Genomic DNA, 14,377 nt, shown 5'->3' on the forward strand with positions numbered 1-14,377 from the left:
GTCTGGTGATAACGTTGATCGCCCTTTTGATGTCGGGCATGGCGCAGGCCCGGGAGCTGGTGGTGGTGTCGGGCGCCGACAGCGCCCTAGTTCAGCTTAGCCGCGAAGAGCTGCAGAAGTTGTATTTTGGCCAGTCGTCGGCGACCGCCGAGGGTCACAGCGTGGTGGTTTACGATCTGGACAGCACCGAGTATCGAGCTGAGTTCTACCTTACCGCCTTCTCCATGTCGTTGATTCAGATGCGGGCCTACCGTGCCAAGCAGGTATTCACCGGGCGTGGCCGGCCGCCCCGGCAGCTGGGTGTCGACGACCTGATTGCGCGGCTGCAGCAGGATGGCGGTGCCATTGGCTACCTGCCAGTCGAACTGGCGGAAGGGCTGACCATCCTGCATCGGTTCTAGCCAGCCGTTCCGCGTCGATCGACGGCCTCAGTGCAGCTTGAGGCGCGGTTGCATGGCCCGGCTGATTCGATCCATCAACCAGATCACGCCGGTGCGCAGGAAGCCGTGCAGGGCCACCTGATGCATGCGGTACAGGGAGACATAGAACAGCCGCGCCACCTTGCCTTCGATGTACATGCTGCGCCCGGACAGGTTGCCCATCAGGTTGCCCACCGTGGTGTAGCGGCTGAAGTTGATCAGCGAGCCGTGGTCCTTGTACACGAAGGCCACCACTTCCTTGCCTTGCAGCCGATTGACCAGACTCTGATACAGGGTATCGGCCTGCTGGTGGGCGGCCTGGGCGCGGGGCGGCACCGACCGGTCGGCCTGCGGTTGCGGGCAGGCGGCGCAGTCGCCGAAGGCGAACACGTCGTTATCCGCCGGGGTTTGCAGGGTCTGGGTTACCACCAGCTGGTTACCGCGATTGGTTTCCAGGCCGTCAAGCTCGGTCAGGAACGCCGGCGCCTTGATGCCGGCGGCCCAGATGGTCATGGCCGAGGTCAGTTCGGTGCCATCCTTCATCACCACACCCTGAGGCCGGACCTCGCTCACCGGCTGACCGGTGAGGACCTGCACCTGCTGGCGCTCCAGCTCGCGGGTGGCCGCGGCGGAGAGCCGGTTCGGCAAGGCCGGCAGAATGCGGTCGGCGGCCTCGATCACGCGAATGCTGACGTCTTCCGCCCGCAGCGCGTTCATGCCGTAGACCGGCAGCTCGCGGGAGGCCAGTCGCAGCTCGGCAGCCAGTTCCACCCCGGTGGCGCCGGCGCCGATGATGGTGATGGGCAACTGCCCCGCCTGGCCCTGCTGGGCGTCGTGGTTGGCCCGCAAGAAGGCGTTCAGCAACAGGGTGTGGAAGCGCCGGGCCTGGGCCAGGCTGTCCAGGAACAGGCAGTGATCCTGGGCTCCGGGAGTGCCGAAATCGTTGGCGGTGCTGCCGACGGCGATCACCAGGGTGTCGTAGTTCACGTGCCGTTCCGGCACCACTTCCTCGCCCTCCTGATCACGAATCGGCGCCAGGGTGATGCGTTTGTCCGTCCGATCCAGGCCATTCATCCGGCCGAGCTGGAATTCGTAGTGATGCTTGCGCGCGTGGGCGCGGAAATTGATCTCGTTGGTGCTGGCATCCAGCGAGCCGGCGGCCACTTCGTGCAACAGCGGTTTCCAGACGTGGGTCAGCACGGCATCGATCAGGGTAATGCGCGCCTTCTTCTTGCGCCCCAGCTTGTTGCCCAGCCGGGTCACGAGTTCCAGACCGCCGGCACCACCGCCGACGACCACAATGTGGTGCAGGTTTTCCATCACGGTTTCCTTGAAAGTAAAGACAGCCAAGCACTCTGGGGGCAAAATCCTTGGCTTTCCCTACTCGTGTTGTGCGCCCCGAATACCGGCGACGGGGCGCTATTATGCTAACGTTGCGCCAAACATCAAACAATGGATCAAAAGGCGCACATTATCGAGATCGTGGAATGGCCGCCGCAACCGAAATCCCTCCCGCCGTCTCTGGACAACAAATCCGGCGAGCTGCTACAACCTATGAGACAGTACAGGAGTCATCCAGAGGCTCTTAACGCCCAGAGTAAGAGTATAAGGAGCAACGTGTGAAACTCACCGTCAGTGGTATCCACAATGGCCAGCCAATTCCCGAGCAGTTTGCCTTCGGCGTGCCCAACGCCAACGATCATATGAGCTTTGGCCCCAACCGTAATCCGGAACTGGTCTGGGATGCGGTCCCCGAGGGTACCAAAAGCTTCGTCGTGACCATGTTTGATCCCGATGTGCCCAGCGTTGCGGACGATGTCAATCAGGAAGGGCGGACCATTCCCCGGGACCTGCCGAGAGTCGATTTCTTCCATTGGCTGCTGGTGGATATTCCCGCCGAGGTCCGTCGCATTCCCGAAGGCGAAGACAGCGACGGCGTGATTCCCAAGGGCAAAGCCGCCGGAGCGGGGCCCATTGGCATCCGGGGTATCAATAACTACACCCAGTTCCTGGCTGGCAATCCCGATATGGGTGGCACCTACGCCGGTTACGATGGCCCTTGTCCGCCCTGGAACGACGAGCGCCTGCACCACTACCATTTCGAACTCCATGCGCTGGACGTGGCGAGTCTGGGGCTTAGTGGTGACTTTGACGGCGAGGCGGTACGCCAGGCCATGGCTGGCCACGTTCTGGCCAGTGCCCGGGTCACCGGTACCTACACGCTCAACCCCAATCTGCGCTGACGCCCTGCTGGGTCGATACCGGAGCGCCGGAACTCCGCTGTAACAAGCCGGCCTTCCGGGTGTCTAAGCCACACTGATCGATGTTGTGGAGGTGTGGCCATGGCGGTGCTAATGGGTTGCCGTTCGCTGGTTGTGGGGCTGTTTGCCCTGATGGTGCTGGGAACACACAGTGCCCTGGCCCAGAGCAAGAACGGATTTGATCTGAGCCGGGCGCTGATCCCGGCTGCGGACATCCTGCACGGCGGCCCTCCCCGTGACGGCATCCCAGCCATCGATCAACCCAGATTCGTTGACCCCGAGGCGGCCAGGCTCTGGCGTCCGGATGACCTGATGCTGACCCTGGAGCTGGGCGAGCACAGCTTCGCTTACCCCATCGGCATCCTCAATTGGCACGAGATCGTCAACCACCGGGTTGGCGAGTCCGGAGTGCTGATCACCTTCTGTCCGCTGTGTGGCACCGGCATTGGTTTCGACCCGGTGGTGGAAGACCGTTACCTGACGTTCGGCGTATCCGGGTTGCTCTACAACAGCGACCTGTTGATGTATGACCGCCAGACCGAATCGCTCTGGTCCCAGATTGAGGGGCGGGCCATCGCAGGTCCACTCGCCGGTACCTTGCTGACCCGCGTGGCGGTGCGTCATGAACTCTGGCGCGGTTGGCAGCAGCGGGTGGGTGATCGCGGCCAGGTATTGTCGACCGACACCGGACATCGGCGGGATTACCGACGCTCTCCCTACGGCGACTATGACCACTCCGAACGGATCTTTTTTCCGGTGACCCATAGCAGTCGGCGCTTTCACCCCAAAACCTGGGTGTTGGGGTGGACGCATCAGGGCGAGAGCAAGGCCTGGCCGTTCCCGGAACTGGCCAAAGCCGGCGGTCCGGTTCGCGACCGGGTAGGCGGTCAGGAGGTGCTGGTGCACTACGATGCGGACGTGCCGAGCGCAAGCCTGACCACCGCCGCCGGCGAGCCGGTGGCGGCCATTCGGGCGTTCTGGTTTGCCTGGTATACCTTCCACCCGGACACCGCCGTATTCCAGGCACCCTAAAACTGCACGCCAGCTGTAATGCTGACGCCGGTGACGTGTCTCTGGTTTGAGCTAACCTAAAAAGGTTGGTCGAGCTTAACTTCAACCAGGAGAGACCCATGTTCACCTCAAAGCCTTTGAGACGGGCGATCCGGTCCGTTCATGACCATCACCGTGCCACCTGGTGGTCTGCCGCCCTGATGACCTTGATGTTGGGCGGTGGTGGTGCCGCCCTGGCAGGGTGTACGCCCTGCTCGCCGTGCCGCGGACAATGCCGGGCAAGCCAGCAGTGCAAGGCGGGCTGCAGCCCTTGTGCGGTGAAAGTCGGCTGTTGTGCCGCCAATCCCTGCGCCAGTAACCCGTGTGCGGCCCGCAATCCCTGCGCCACCAGGAACCCCTGTGCGGCCAAGTGCAATCCCTGTTGCAGCGCCTGCAACCCCTGCGCCGCCGGCGGTGCCTGCAGCGCGGCCCCCAACCCTTGCGCGGCCAAGAAAGTGACCCGCCCCGAGGGCTATGAACCGTACCAGGGCAACCCCTGTGCGCTGATGGCCAGGGGCGAGCAGTTGTTCAACGACACGTCGTTGAGCTCCAACGGCCTGGCCTGTACCAGCTGCCACAACAACGATGCAGGCTACAACGCAACGTTTGCCAACGCCTACCCGCATTCCGTCGCCATGGCCAAGAACGTGTTCGGTATGGACGAGGTCCATCTGGATGAAATGGTGCAAATCTGCATGGTTCGGCCCATGGCATCGGAACCCCTGGCGTGGAACAGCGAGGCCCTGGCGGCGCTGACGGCGTATATGGAAAAGGTCCAGAAGCGTGTGGCGGCGAACCCCTGCGCCCTCAAGAGCGGCGCTTGCGGCGCCTGTAATCCGTGCGATCCCTGCAATCCGTGCAATCCTTGCGAGGGCAAGAATCCCTGCGCCGGCAAGAACCCCTGTGCGACCAGGGCCCCATCCACCCGGGCCGATACGGCCGCCTGAAAGCATGCCCGCAGCCTCGGCCAGGATCAGGCCGGCGCTGCGGGCATGAGGAGAACCGTGATGTTTGAGCCGGAGATGAACAGCCTGCAGGCCCTGAGCCTGGAGACGGTGCGCGACTGCCTGGCGGGCGCCGAGGAAATCCAGGAGTGTTACCGGGTGCTCAAGAAAGGCGGGCTGAATGTGGTGGGTGAGGTGCTCAAGGGCCAGGGCGACTTCTACGAAATGGACCACTACCCCAAGGACGACGTTTTTGACCGGGAATTCCACGCCCAGTACTACTACCATGCCCACCGCGAAGGCCACGATGAACATGGCCACTTTCACCTGTTTGTCCGCGACGGCGCCATTGAGGCTGACTGGGTGCCAGTGCTGGGGCCAACCGGTAAGGACCGGGTGGTGCACCTGGTGGCCATCGCCATGGATGCCTGGGGCTATCCCCTCGAACTCTTTGCCGTCAATCGCTGGGTCACCGATGAAAGTTGGCTACCGGCGGACCAGGTGATTGCCCTACTGGACCGCTTCACCATTGATCACGCCAACCCCAGTTGGCCGGTGAACCGCTGGATCTCTGCCATGGTGCGCTGTTACCGCCCACAAATCGAAGCCTTGCTGCGGCACCGCGACCGGGTGCTGCTGGCTCAACCCGGCTGCTTGCCGGCGGTGCTGGAGGATCGCGAACTGGAGGTAACCGGCGCCTTGCCCATTGATCTGGAGTTCTGGCGGGGGATGCTGCTGGAGGAGCTGGCGGCGAGATCCCAACCCACTGCCACCCTGGTTGGTACCTGAGCCATCCGGGTCGGTGTCGGGCTCAGCCCGGGTTGTCCCCGCTGGCGTTGGCCAGGGCGCGCTGGATTTCGTGGTCCAGGCGCTCGGCGTAAGCCGGTGCCAGCCGCTGGCTGGAATGAGCCTCCATCAGCGTGATGCTGTTGCGCAGCTGACCGACAAAGGCCCGGCACCGGCGGCACATCAGCAAGTGCATCTTGATGGACAGCCGTTCACCGGCCCCCAGCCGATCGTCCAGGTACTCGCTGGCCTTGGTTGCAAGCTCTCGACACATTAGCATTCGCCGGTCTCCTGGAACTGTTCCACCATCAGAAAGATTTTCTGCCGCGCCCGATGGAGCAGCACTCTCAGATTGGATGCACTGACGTCGAGAATGTTACACACCTCATCGGAACGACGCTGGTGGGCCTCGTACAGCAGCAGTGCCGAGCGCTGGTTCTCCGGCAGGTGGGCCAGGTGTTTGTCCAGGCACTCGCTGAGCGCGCCATTCTCCAGCAAAGCCTCGGCGGACTCGACGGTGCTGATCCGGGGCGGGACCGCCCAACGCCCGTTGGGTTTGAAGCGGGCCGCCAGCGCCGGGTCGAGGGCGTCGGCGAAATCCATGGTGACTTCCCGTCCCTGTTTGCGTAGCAGGTTCTTGGCCCGATTGGCCACGATGCGGTGCAGCCAGGTTTTCAGCGAGGCCCGGCCCTCAAACTGCCGGATGGCGTCGACCACGCTCACCCAGCTGTCCTGTACGATGTCTTCGGCACTGCTAGGGTCAGTGTAATAGCGGGCCACCGCCAGCATACCGGGGGTGTAGGTTCTCACGGCCTCATGAAAGGCGTCGGCGTGGCCGGCCTGCAGGCGATGGAGCAGCTGGGATTCATCCTGGTGCTGTACGGCAATGCTCATGGTCACGGGTCCTGGCGCTGTTCGATCGCTGGGTGAGTCCATCGGAACGGGGAAAAGTTCCTGCTGATGGCGGAATCTGGCAGTGACGCCTTGCCGTTCGTGACGCTCCCACCTAAGGCCAGACAGCACAAGGAGTTTTTTTAGCTTTCTTGAGGCATTTGTTATAAATATGTGACCGTTGGCCTGTAACATTCTGGATTATGGACTGTCTATGGCAGCAGTCAAATCGCCACAAGGAATCCATTATCCCCATGAATCGGAAAAAGCTTTTCCTGATCGCCGTGATCGCCACCTTGGTGCTGACCTTTATCGGACTGGACGGCCACCAGTTACTGACCCTGGCCAATCTGCAGCAGCACCAGGCCAGCCTGAATCAGTGGATCGCCGTCAACACCCTGGTGGCAGTGGGTGGCTTCGTGCTGATCTACATCGCGGTCACCGCGCTGTCGTTGCCGGGGGCGGCGATCCTGACCCTGGCCGGGGGCGCGTTTTTCGGCAACCTGCAGGGCTTGCTGGCGGTGTCGCTGGCCTCAACCGTGGGTGCCTCGCTGGCTTTCCTGGCCGCCCGCTTCCTGTTCCGGGACAGCCTGCGCAAGCGCTACGCCGAGACCATCCGCCGGATGGATCGGGGCATCGACAAGGACGGCGCCTTCTACCTGGCGACCTTGCGCCTGGTGCCGGTGTTCCCGTTCTTCCTGATCAACCTGGCCATGGGCCTCACCGGCATGAAGCTGCGCACCTACGCGTTGGTGAGCTGGCTGGCGATGCTGCCCGGCACCTTTGTCTATGTAAACGCCGGCACCCAATTGGCGCAGATCCGCGCGGTGGGCGATATCGTCTCCGCCCAGGTGCTCGGTGCCTTTGCCCTGCTCGGGCTGTTCCCGCTGATCGCCAAGTTCGTGCTGGGCTTTGTCCGTCGCCGCCGGGTCTATCGCGGTTTCCGCAAGCCCAAGCGGTTTGACTACAACCTGCTGGTGATCGGGGCCGGTTCAGGCGGACTGGTGTCGGCCTACATCGCCGCGGCGGTGAAGGCGAAGGTGGCGCTGATCGAGCGCGACCGGATGGGCGGTGACTGCCTCAATACCGGCTGTGTCCCGTCCAAGGCCCTGATCAAGTCGGCCAAGGCCGCCGATACCCTGCGCCATGCCCAGCGCTATGGCCTGGACTCGGTGCCGGTGACCGGCTCGTTTACCAACGTGATGGCACGGGTGAAGCGGATCATCACCGAGGTGGAGCCCCACGATTCCCCCGAGCGTTACCGCAGCCTGGGCGTTGACTGCATCGCCGGCGACGCCCATTTCGTATCCCCCTGGGAGGTGGAGGTCCGCAGCAAGGATGGCCGCTCCCAGCGACTCAGCGCCCGCAGCATCATCATCGCCACCGGTGGCAAGCCGGCGCTGCCGCCGATACCCGGCCTCGAGCAGATGGCGCCGCTGACGTCGGACACGCTGTGGGAACTGGACGAACAGCCGGGCCGGTTGCTGATCATCGGCGGTGGCCCGATCGGCTGCGAACTGGCCCAGGCCTTCAACCGGCTCGGCACTCAGGTGATCCAGGTGCAGCGGGGCCCACGGTTGCTGCCGAAGGAAGACGCCGATGTAGCCCAGCTGGTCCAGGCGCAGTTCCTCGCCGAGGGCGTGGACCTGCGCTTGGAACATCAACCCCAGAGGTTTGTGCTGGAAGACGGCGAGAAGGTGCTCTATTGCGACCATCAGGGAGCGCAGGTGCGGATTCCCTTTAACCGGGTACTGGTGGCGGTGGGTCGGATTGGCAACACCGCCGGGCTGGGACTGGATGCCTTGGGTATCCAGCCGGAGGCCAACGGCACCGTGCCGGTTGAGGAAGATCTCAGCGTGCGCTTCCCCAATGTCTTTGCCTGTGGCGATGTGGCCGGGCCGTATCAGTTTACCCATGCCGCCGCCCACCAGGCCTGGTACGCCGCGGTCAACGGCCTGTTTGGCCAATTCAAGCGGTTCCGGGCGGACTATCGGGTCATGCCCTGGGTCACCTTTACCGCACCGGAGGTGGCCAGGGTCGGGCTGAGCGAGGCGGAAGCCCAGGCCAAAGGGGTCGCCTACGAGGTCACTCGTTACGGTATCGACGATCTGGATCGGGCCATCGCCGAAAGTGAGGCCCATGGCTTCATCAAGGTGCTGACCGCGCCGGGCAAGGACAAGATTCTCGGTGCCGTGGTGGTCGGCGAGCGGGGGGGCGAGATCCTGGCCGAATTCACCCTGGCGATGAAGCACGGGCTGGGGCTGAACAAGATCCTCGGCACGATCCACCCCTACCCGACCTGGAACGAGGCGGCCAAGTACGCCGCTGGTGAATGGAAACGGGCCCATGCCCCCGAGGCGGTGCTCAAGCTGTTGGAAAAGTTGCATCGCTGGCGGCGGGGCAAGGGCGCAGCGCCGCAACCCCGGGTTGCGCGGCAGCAATGGTCCGGAGAGTGAAACCAGGGCAGTACCGGACAGTGAGAGCAGACCTGTGAGGCCGAGGGCCCAACGATCGGGGCGTGATGGCCCCGGCCGACAGAACAACGACGATTGGGAGAGCGTATGCCGTTTAACGAAAGCCGTGCCCGGCGAATACCGGCGGTGGAGGTGGTCAGTCCGCGGGCGGTGGACAGCTGGACCCACACCCGTGCCGGTGAACCCCGTGGTTATATCGATGCCGACCAGTTGCAGGAGCTGTGGATCCATACCGGCACCGCCTGCAACCTGTCCTGTCCGTTCTGCCTGGAAGGCTCCCATCCCGGCGATCATCGGCTCGCCGCCATGAAGCTGGCCGACGTGACGCCGTTTATCCAGGAAGCCGTGGAGCTGGGGGTGGCGCAGTTCTCCTTCACCGGTGGCGAACCCTTCGTGATCCGCGATTTTGTCAACATTCTCGACCACGCCAGCCGACACCGGCCCTGCTTCGTGCTGACCAACGCCACCGAGCCGCTGTGGAAACGGCGCCACCAGGTCTCGCCTTTGTTGGCCAATCCCCATCCGATTCATTTTCGGGTCAGCCTGGACTACCCGGATGCCCACCGCCATGACCAGGGTCGGGGCGAGGGCAGCTTCGCCAAGGCGCTGGACGGTATCCGTTGGCTCCATGAGCAGGGCTTCGTGGTGTCCATTGCCCGGCAGACCGATCCGGGCGAGGTTGCAACCGAGGTGGAGGACAGCTTCCGCGCCATCTTCCGTGGCCATGGTATCCCCGACACCCTGGCGTTCACTTCATTTCCCGACTTGGGCACCCCGGGTTCCGAAGATGGCAGCCCGGAAATCACCGAAACCTGCATGGCGAAGTACCCGACCCGGCAAAGCCGGGCCCACTTCATGTGCACCTACACCCGCATGCTGGTGAAGCGGGGCGATCGGGTGCGGGTGTACGCCTGCACCCTGGTGGACGACGATCCCCAGTATGATCTCGGCGGTACCCTCAGGGAGAGTATGTCCAAACGCATCATGCTGCGGCATCACCGCTGCTTCGCCTGCTACCGCTACGGGGCGAGCTGCGCCGAGGCCAAGGCCTGAGGCCGCGGCGGGCGACAGCGTGACAGCGACCAAACAAGGATAAGCACGGGAGAGCCAAGGGTTATGTCGATCACCGAAGCGAGTCTGTTCTGGGGCTTTTTGCTGGTGTATGGAGCCGTCATGTATTGGCTCTCACCCCGCAGCACCAATGCCGCCTCTTTCTACCGTGGCGCGGATGCCAACGGCAATCCGGTCAGTCAGTGGTCACTGACCGCGAGTATCTTTATCAGCTGGATCTTTGCCAAGTCAGTCACCAATGCCGCCAATCTGGGGGCGGCCTATGGCGTGGTGGGCGGGCTTGCCTACGCCACCTACTGGCTGTCGATCCCGGTGGCCGGCTACGTGATCTATCTGATCCGGACCCAAACCGGTGCCACCAGCCTGCAGGATTTCCTCACCTCCCGCTTCGGCCGGCTGGCGGCGCTGAGCTTTGCCGCCGCAATCCTGATCCGGCTCTATAACGAGGTCTGGAGCAACACCGCCGTGGTGGGCGGCTACTTCGGGCTGCCGGGTGAGCCGGAGTACTATGGCGCGGCGATGCTGTTCACCGTTTTCACCCTGGCTTACAGCCTCAAGGGTGGCCTGCGCAGCTCGATCTTTACCGACGTGTTGCAGGCGGTGGTGTTCGTGTTTTTTGTCGGCGCAGTGCTGTTCCTGATCGTGCCGGCAAACGACGGCGTGACACTGTTGACCAGCGGTGAGTTCCGCCTGGAAGCGGGTCTGGACCTGCTGCTGGTGGCGGGCTTGCAGATCTTCAGCTATCCCTTCCACGACCCGGTGTTGACCGACCGCGGCTTCGTCAACAAAGAGAAGGCCATGCTCAAGAGTTTTGTGGTGGCCGGGCTGCTGGGCTTTGTGGCGGTGTTCGTGTTCAGCCTGGTCGGCGTCCATGCCCAACTCAATGGCATCGACGCCATGGGCAATGCCCCGGCGGCGGTGGGCCAGTCCCTCGGTCTGACCGCGCTGTTTTTCATGAGTGTGGTGATGATGACGTCGGCGGGCTCCACCCTGGACTCGACCTTCACCTCGCTGGCCAAGTCGCTGGCGGTGGATCTGCCGCGGCTGGCCCGGCGGGCGGCGGACAAGGCCCCCAGCCTGCGACTGGGGGCGGTGGTGATGGTGGTGTTTGCCCTGCTGGGTAACCTGCCCATGTTCGCCGGCACCGACATCCTCAAGGCCACCACCATTTCCGGCACCATGGTGATGGGACTGGCGCCGGTGTTCCTGTTTTACGGCTTCACCCAGTGGTCGCCCTGGAGCTTCCACCTCAGCTTCTGGACTGGCCTGGGGTTGGGCGTGCTGCTGGCGGCGGGGCTGATTCCCGCGTCCTGGGCCATTGGCGAGGGCAAGTACGGGGCGTTGCTGGGAGTCAATGCCTACGGTTTCCTGCTGTGTTCGGCCGGGTTCTTCCTGCCGCTGCTGGCCCGCCGGTTGTGGGGCAAGGCCCCGGCACCGTCGGAATCGGTCAACTAGCGGTGTCCCCTGGGCAGGCGGGCCGCAGTTGCCCGCTGCATTACCGCTATCGTCCGGAGCTGTTGTGTCAGGCGCCGGAATCCTGGCCCGACGACGTGCTCTATGTCATCGGCGGGCTCTATGGCAACCCCTTCGCCCTCGATGCCATCGAGGCCATGGCGGCCGAAGAGCGTGCCGCCGGCCGTTCGGTGCGGTTGTTGTTCAATGGCGATTTTAACTGGTTCAACGCCAGCGCCCCCTGGTTCGCCGACATCAACCGGCGGGTGTTGCGGTACGACGCCTCGCTGGGCAATGTCGAGCTTGAACTGGCCAGCCCCAGCAGCGATGCCGGTTGCGGTTGTGGTTACCCGGACTTCGTCGAGGATGGGGTGGTGGCCCGATCCAATCAAATCATCCAGCGCCTGCAGCAACAGGCCCATGCGCATCCAGAAATCCAGAGACAACTAAAGGCCTTGCCAAGATGGCGCTGCATGATATTTGGTGGCCTAAAGATTTTGGTGTTGCACGGCGATCCCGAATCGCTGGCGGGATGGGGGCTGTCGCGGGAGCGCCTGGCTCGACAGGGCGCCGGCCAACTGGCGCACTGGTTTCGCCAGACCGGTGCCGATCTGATTCTGTGCAGCCACACCTGCCTGCCGCTGATGTGGTCCGGCCAGGTGGATGGCCGGTCGTGCGGGTTGATCAACAACGGCGCCGCCGGCCTGGCCAACCTGGCCGGCGACCACCGCGGCCTGGTCGTTCGTCTGGCGGCCTCCGGGCCTTCTGTGGCGCCGCTGGTGGGCCTGCAGGCAGGGGTGCTGAGCGCCGCTCTGGTGCCCGTGGATTTCGCCCTCGATGACTGGCTGGCGCTGTTTGACAGGCTTTGGCCGGCCGGCTCTGCGGCCGCCGTTTCCTATCGTTCCCGGGTGCGCAGCGGCACCGCCCTGGCCCCGGATGAGATCCGGATGTCCTGTTAAGCGATCTTAAAGTATTCGTCTATATTGATTAAAAAGCATCCATTAATTGAGTCTTAGCGGGTGGGTTTCCTTGAAATATGTTTCGAGGTCTATATAATTTAACCCTAACATTTTGACGCAACTGATCGCTTTATGACGACGGAAGGTTCGAATACCACCGCCATTACCCTTCGCAAGGCTGTGAAGAGTGATGGCTTCAGGCTCCACCAGCTGGTGGCTGAGTGTCCCCCGCTGGATCCCAACTCCATGTACTGCAACCTGCTGCAGTGCAGTCATTTTGCCGAGACCTGTGTTGCCGCTGAACTGGACGGTGAGCTGGTCGGCTTTATTTCCGGTTATATCCCTCCCCAGCAGCCCGACACGCTGTTCGTCTGGCAGGTTGCCGTACACGAGAAAGGCCGTGGACAGGGCCTGGCCAAGCGCATGCTCAAAGCCATCGTTGCCCGGTCGGTGTGTCGTGAGGTGACCCATCTCGAGACCACCATTACCGCAGACAACGAGGCATCGTGGGCCCTGTTCCGCTCGTTCGCCAGGGATCTGGGTGCCGAGCTCAAGTACCACGAACATTTCGCGAAAGAGGCTCATTTCGGCGGTCTGCACGATTCCGAATTTCTGCTGCGCATCGGGCCTTTTACAAAAACAGGGCCCTTCACGAACCCCGTCAGCTGATAAGCCGGCGGCCCGCTGAGGTCGGGCTTCCACAGGGCTTAAAGTCACGTGTGTTGCGATGGTCGCGACCGAAACCGGCCAGCCAGCGCACACCCACCTCGAACCTGAAATGCTAAGAGGCAAGACAATGGACATTTTCAAGTCAACCGAATCCGAAGTACGCGTGTATTCCCGTGCCTTCCCGATGGTCTTCAATCGTGCCAAGAATGCGCACCTGTATTCCGAAGACGGTCAGGAGTACCTGGATTTTCTGGCCGGCGCCGGTTCGCTGAACTACGGCCACAACAACGACGTACTGAAAAAGGCGCTGCTCGACTACATCGAGAGCGATGGCATCAGCCAGGGCCTGGACCTGTTCACCACCGCCAAGCACGATTTCATCGAGGCCTACAAGCAGTACATCCTGGACCCCCGTGGCCTGGACTATAAGATGCAGTTCACCGGCCCGACCGGAACCAACTGTGTGGAAGCGGCGATGAAGCTGGCGCGCAAGGTCAAAGGGCGCGACGGCATTATTTCTTTCACTAACGGTTTCCACGGGGTATCCCTGGGCGCCGTGGCGGCCACCGGTAACAAGCATCACCGCGGTGGTGCCGGCGTGCCGCTGAACAGCGTCACCTTTATGCCCTATGATGGTTACCTGGGCGCCGAGGTGAATACCCTGGAGGTGATGGACAAGATGCTGTCCGACAACTCCTCCGGGATCGACCTGCCGGCGGCGGTGATCGTGGAGGCGGTCCAGGGCGAGGGTGGCCTCAACGTCGCCCGCGCCGAGTGGCTGCAGGGTCTGGAGAAACTGTGCAAGAAGCACGACATTCTGCTGATTCTGGACGACATCCAGGCGGGTAATGGCCGTACCGGCGAGTTCTTCAGTTTCGAATTTGCCGGCATCAAGCCGGACATCGTCACGGTTTCCAAATCCCTCAGTGGTTATGGCCTGCCGATGGCGCTGGTGCTGTTCAAGCCGGAGCTGGACGTGTGGGGGCCGGGTGAACACAACGGTACCTTCCGCGGTAACAACATGGCGTTCGTTACCGCCAGGACCGCCATTGAAACCTACTGGCAAGACGATGCCTTTGCCAACCAGGTGAAAGCCAAGACCCAAGTGCTGGGCGACGGCTTGCAAGCCATCGCTGACAAGTACGGTGCAGACTTCTATGTTAAAGGGCGTGGCCTGATGCGCGGCATCTGCTGCCCGAACGGTGAGCTGGCCGGCAAGATCACGGCCCTGGCGTTCAAGAAGGGATTGATCATCGAAACCAGCGGTCCGGAGGATGAGGTCATCAAGTGCCTGATGCCGCTGACCACCAGTGAGGCCGACCTGAAGAAGGGCACCGAGATTCTGGCCAAGTGTTTCGCGGAAGTTCTGAGTGAAAGTCTGAGTCAGGCGTCGTAACGCCA

At 62.8% G+C, this 14,377-nt stretch carries 15 protein-coding genes; 11 read left to right on the forward strand and 4 right to left on the reverse strand.

Going from position 1 to position 14,377, the window contains the following annotated elements:
* Window positions 1–5 precede the first annotated feature (5 nt).
* Entirely contained in the window at window positions 6–401 is a 396-nt protein-coding gene (locus tag N6L25_RS00845) for a hypothetical protein (protein ID WP_271977091.1), read from the forward strand.
* Window positions 402–428: 27 nt separating this feature from the next.
* On the opposite strand, the gene N6L25_RS00850 is transcribed toward N6L25_RS00845, so the two are convergent.
* The gene (locus tag N6L25_RS00850) at window positions 429–1,739 is read right to left on the reverse strand and encodes an NAD(P)/FAD-dependent oxidoreductase (RefSeq protein ID WP_271977092.1); all 1,311 of its coding nucleotides are present in this window, start codon (window positions 1,737–1,739) and stop codon (window positions 429–431) included.
* 299 nt (window positions 1,740–2,038) lie between these two features.
* On the opposite strand from N6L25_RS00850, the gene N6L25_RS00855 reads away from it, so the two are divergent.
* Together N6L25_RS00855 and N6L25_RS00860 are read left to right on the forward strand one after the other, a co-directional pair.
* Window positions 2,039–2,662 (forward strand): YbhB/YbcL family Raf kinase inhibitor-like protein, encoded by a 624-nt coding sequence (locus N6L25_RS00855; protein ID WP_271977093.1) that lies wholly within the window; start codon window positions 2,039–2,041, stop codon window positions 2,660–2,662.
* A gap of 99 nt (window positions 2,663–2,761) precedes the next feature.
* Entirely contained in the window at window positions 2,762–3,712 is a 951-nt protein-coding gene (locus N6L25_RS00860; protein WP_271977094.1) for a DUF3179 domain-containing protein, read from the forward strand.
* Window positions 3,713–3,860: 148 nt separating this feature from the next.
* Here N6L25_RS00860 and N6L25_RS00865 read toward each other — a convergent pair whose 3' ends face one another.
* Window positions 3,861–4,181, reverse strand: a complete 321-nt coding sequence (locus N6L25_RS00865) for a hypothetical protein (RefSeq protein WP_271977095.1) — start codon at window positions 4,179–4,181, stop codon at window positions 3,861–3,863.
* 4 nt (window positions 4,182–4,185) lie between these two features.
* Here N6L25_RS00865 and N6L25_RS00870 point away from each other — a divergent pair, with 4 nt between their 5' ends.
* Both N6L25_RS00870 and N6L25_RS00875 read left to right on the forward strand, forming a co-directional pair.
* Window positions 4,186–4,677: a c-type cytochrome gene (locus N6L25_RS00870; RefSeq protein WP_271977096.1), complete on the forward strand. Its 492-nt coding sequence runs from the start codon at window positions 4,186–4,188 to the stop codon at window positions 4,675–4,677.
* Between the two features lie 60 nt (window positions 4,678–4,737).
* A complete protein-coding gene (locus tag N6L25_RS00875) occupies window positions 4,738–5,463 on the forward strand; it encodes a DUF6969 family protein (protein ID WP_271977097.1) in 726 nt (241 codons plus the stop codon).
* A gap of 22 nt (window positions 5,464–5,485) precedes the next feature.
* Here the strand turns inward: N6L25_RS00875 and N6L25_RS00880 are convergent, their stop codons facing one another.
* Both N6L25_RS00880 and N6L25_RS00885 read right to left on the reverse strand, forming a co-directional pair.
* Window positions 5,486–5,740, reverse strand: coding sequence for a zf-HC2 domain-containing protein (locus N6L25_RS00880; RefSeq protein ID WP_271977099.1), 255 nt, complete (start codon window positions 5,738–5,740; stop codon window positions 5,486–5,488).
* On the reverse strand, window positions 5,734–6,354 hold the full coding sequence (locus tag N6L25_RS00885) for an RNA polymerase sigma factor (protein ID WP_271977100.1): 621 nt from the start codon (window positions 6,352–6,354) through the stop codon (window positions 5,734–5,736). Before N6L25_RS00885 ends, N6L25_RS00880 begins: the two co-directional genes overlap by 7 nt.
* Window positions 6,355–6,605: 251 nt before the next feature.
* Between N6L25_RS00885 and N6L25_RS00890 the strand changes: the two genes are divergently transcribed.
* The 6 genes from N6L25_RS00890 (at window position 6,606) to ectB (ending at window position 14,372) form a co-directional block, all read left to right on the forward strand.
* Complete coding sequence (locus N6L25_RS00890; RefSeq protein ID WP_271977102.1) at window positions 6,606–8,807, forward strand: FAD-dependent oxidoreductase; 2,202 nt, start codon at window positions 6,606–6,608, stop codon at window positions 8,805–8,807.
* Between the two features lie 105 nt (window positions 8,808–8,912).
* Window positions 8,913–9,878: a radical SAM protein gene (locus N6L25_RS00895; RefSeq protein ID WP_271977103.1), complete on the forward strand. Its 966-nt coding sequence runs from the start codon at window positions 8,913–8,915 to the stop codon at window positions 9,876–9,878.
* A 63-nt stretch (window positions 9,879–9,941) separates the two neighbouring features.
* Entirely contained in the window at window positions 9,942–11,351 is a 1,410-nt protein-coding gene (locus N6L25_RS00900) for a sodium:solute symporter family transporter (protein WP_271977104.1), read from the forward strand.
* 2 nt (window positions 11,352–11,353) lie between these two features.
* Complete coding sequence (locus tag N6L25_RS00905) at window positions 11,354–12,307, forward strand: hypothetical protein (protein ID WP_271977105.1); 954 nt, start codon at window positions 11,354–11,356, stop codon at window positions 12,305–12,307.
* Between the two features lie 132 nt (window positions 12,308–12,439).
* Complete coding sequence (gene ectA, locus N6L25_RS00910; RefSeq protein WP_271977107.1) at window positions 12,440–12,976, forward strand: diaminobutyrate acetyltransferase; 537 nt, start codon at window positions 12,440–12,442, stop codon at window positions 12,974–12,976.
* Window positions 12,977–13,103: 127 nt separating this feature from the next.
* Window positions 13,104–14,372, forward strand: coding sequence for a diaminobutyrate--2-oxoglutarate transaminase (ectB, locus tag N6L25_RS00915; protein ID WP_271977108.1), 1,269 nt, complete (start codon window positions 13,104–13,106; stop codon window positions 14,370–14,372).
* Window positions 14,373–14,377: the final 5 nt, after the last annotated feature.

The organism is Marinobacter sp. SS21 (genome assembly GCF_028369065.1).
Classification (GTDB): domain Bacteria; phylum Pseudomonadota; class Gammaproteobacteria; order Pseudomonadales; family Oleiphilaceae; genus Marinobacter.

Coding starts and splice junctions, on each gene's coding strand:
- N6L25_RS00850 (WP_271977092.1), bottom strand. CDS start 1,739: ATGGAAAACCTGCACCACATTGTGGTCGTCGGCGGTGGTGCCGGCGGT.
- N6L25_RS00860 (WP_271977094.1), top strand. CDS start 2,762: ATGGCGGTGCTAATGGGTTGCCGTTCGCTGGTTGTGGGGCTGTTTGCC.
- N6L25_RS00875 (WP_271977097.1), top strand. CDS start 4,738: ATGTTTGAGCCGGAGATGAACAGCCTGCAGGCCCTGAGCCTGGAGACG.
- N6L25_RS00880 (WP_271977099.1), bottom strand. CDS start 5,740: ATGCTAATGTGTCGAGAGCTTGCAACCAAGGCCAGCGAGTACCTGGAC.
- N6L25_RS00885 (WP_271977100.1), bottom strand. CDS start 6,354: ATGAGCATTGCCGTACAGCACCAGGATGAATCCCAGCTGCTCCATCGC.
- N6L25_RS00890 (WP_271977102.1), top strand. CDS start 6,606: ATGAATCGGAAAAAGCTTTTCCTGATCGCCGTGATCGCCACCTTGGTG.
- N6L25_RS00895 (WP_271977103.1), top strand. CDS start 8,913: ATGCCGTTTAACGAAAGCCGTGCCCGGCGAATACCGGCGGTGGAGGTG.
- N6L25_RS00900 (WP_271977104.1), top strand. CDS start 9,942: ATGTCGATCACCGAAGCGAGTCTGTTCTGGGGCTTTTTGCTGGTGTAT.
- ectA (WP_271977107.1), top strand. CDS start 12,440: ATGACGACGGAAGGTTCGAATACCACCGCCATTACCCTTCGCAAGGCT.
- ectB (WP_271977108.1), top strand. CDS start 13,104: ATGGACATTTTCAAGTCAACCGAATCCGAAGTACGCGTGTATTCCCGT.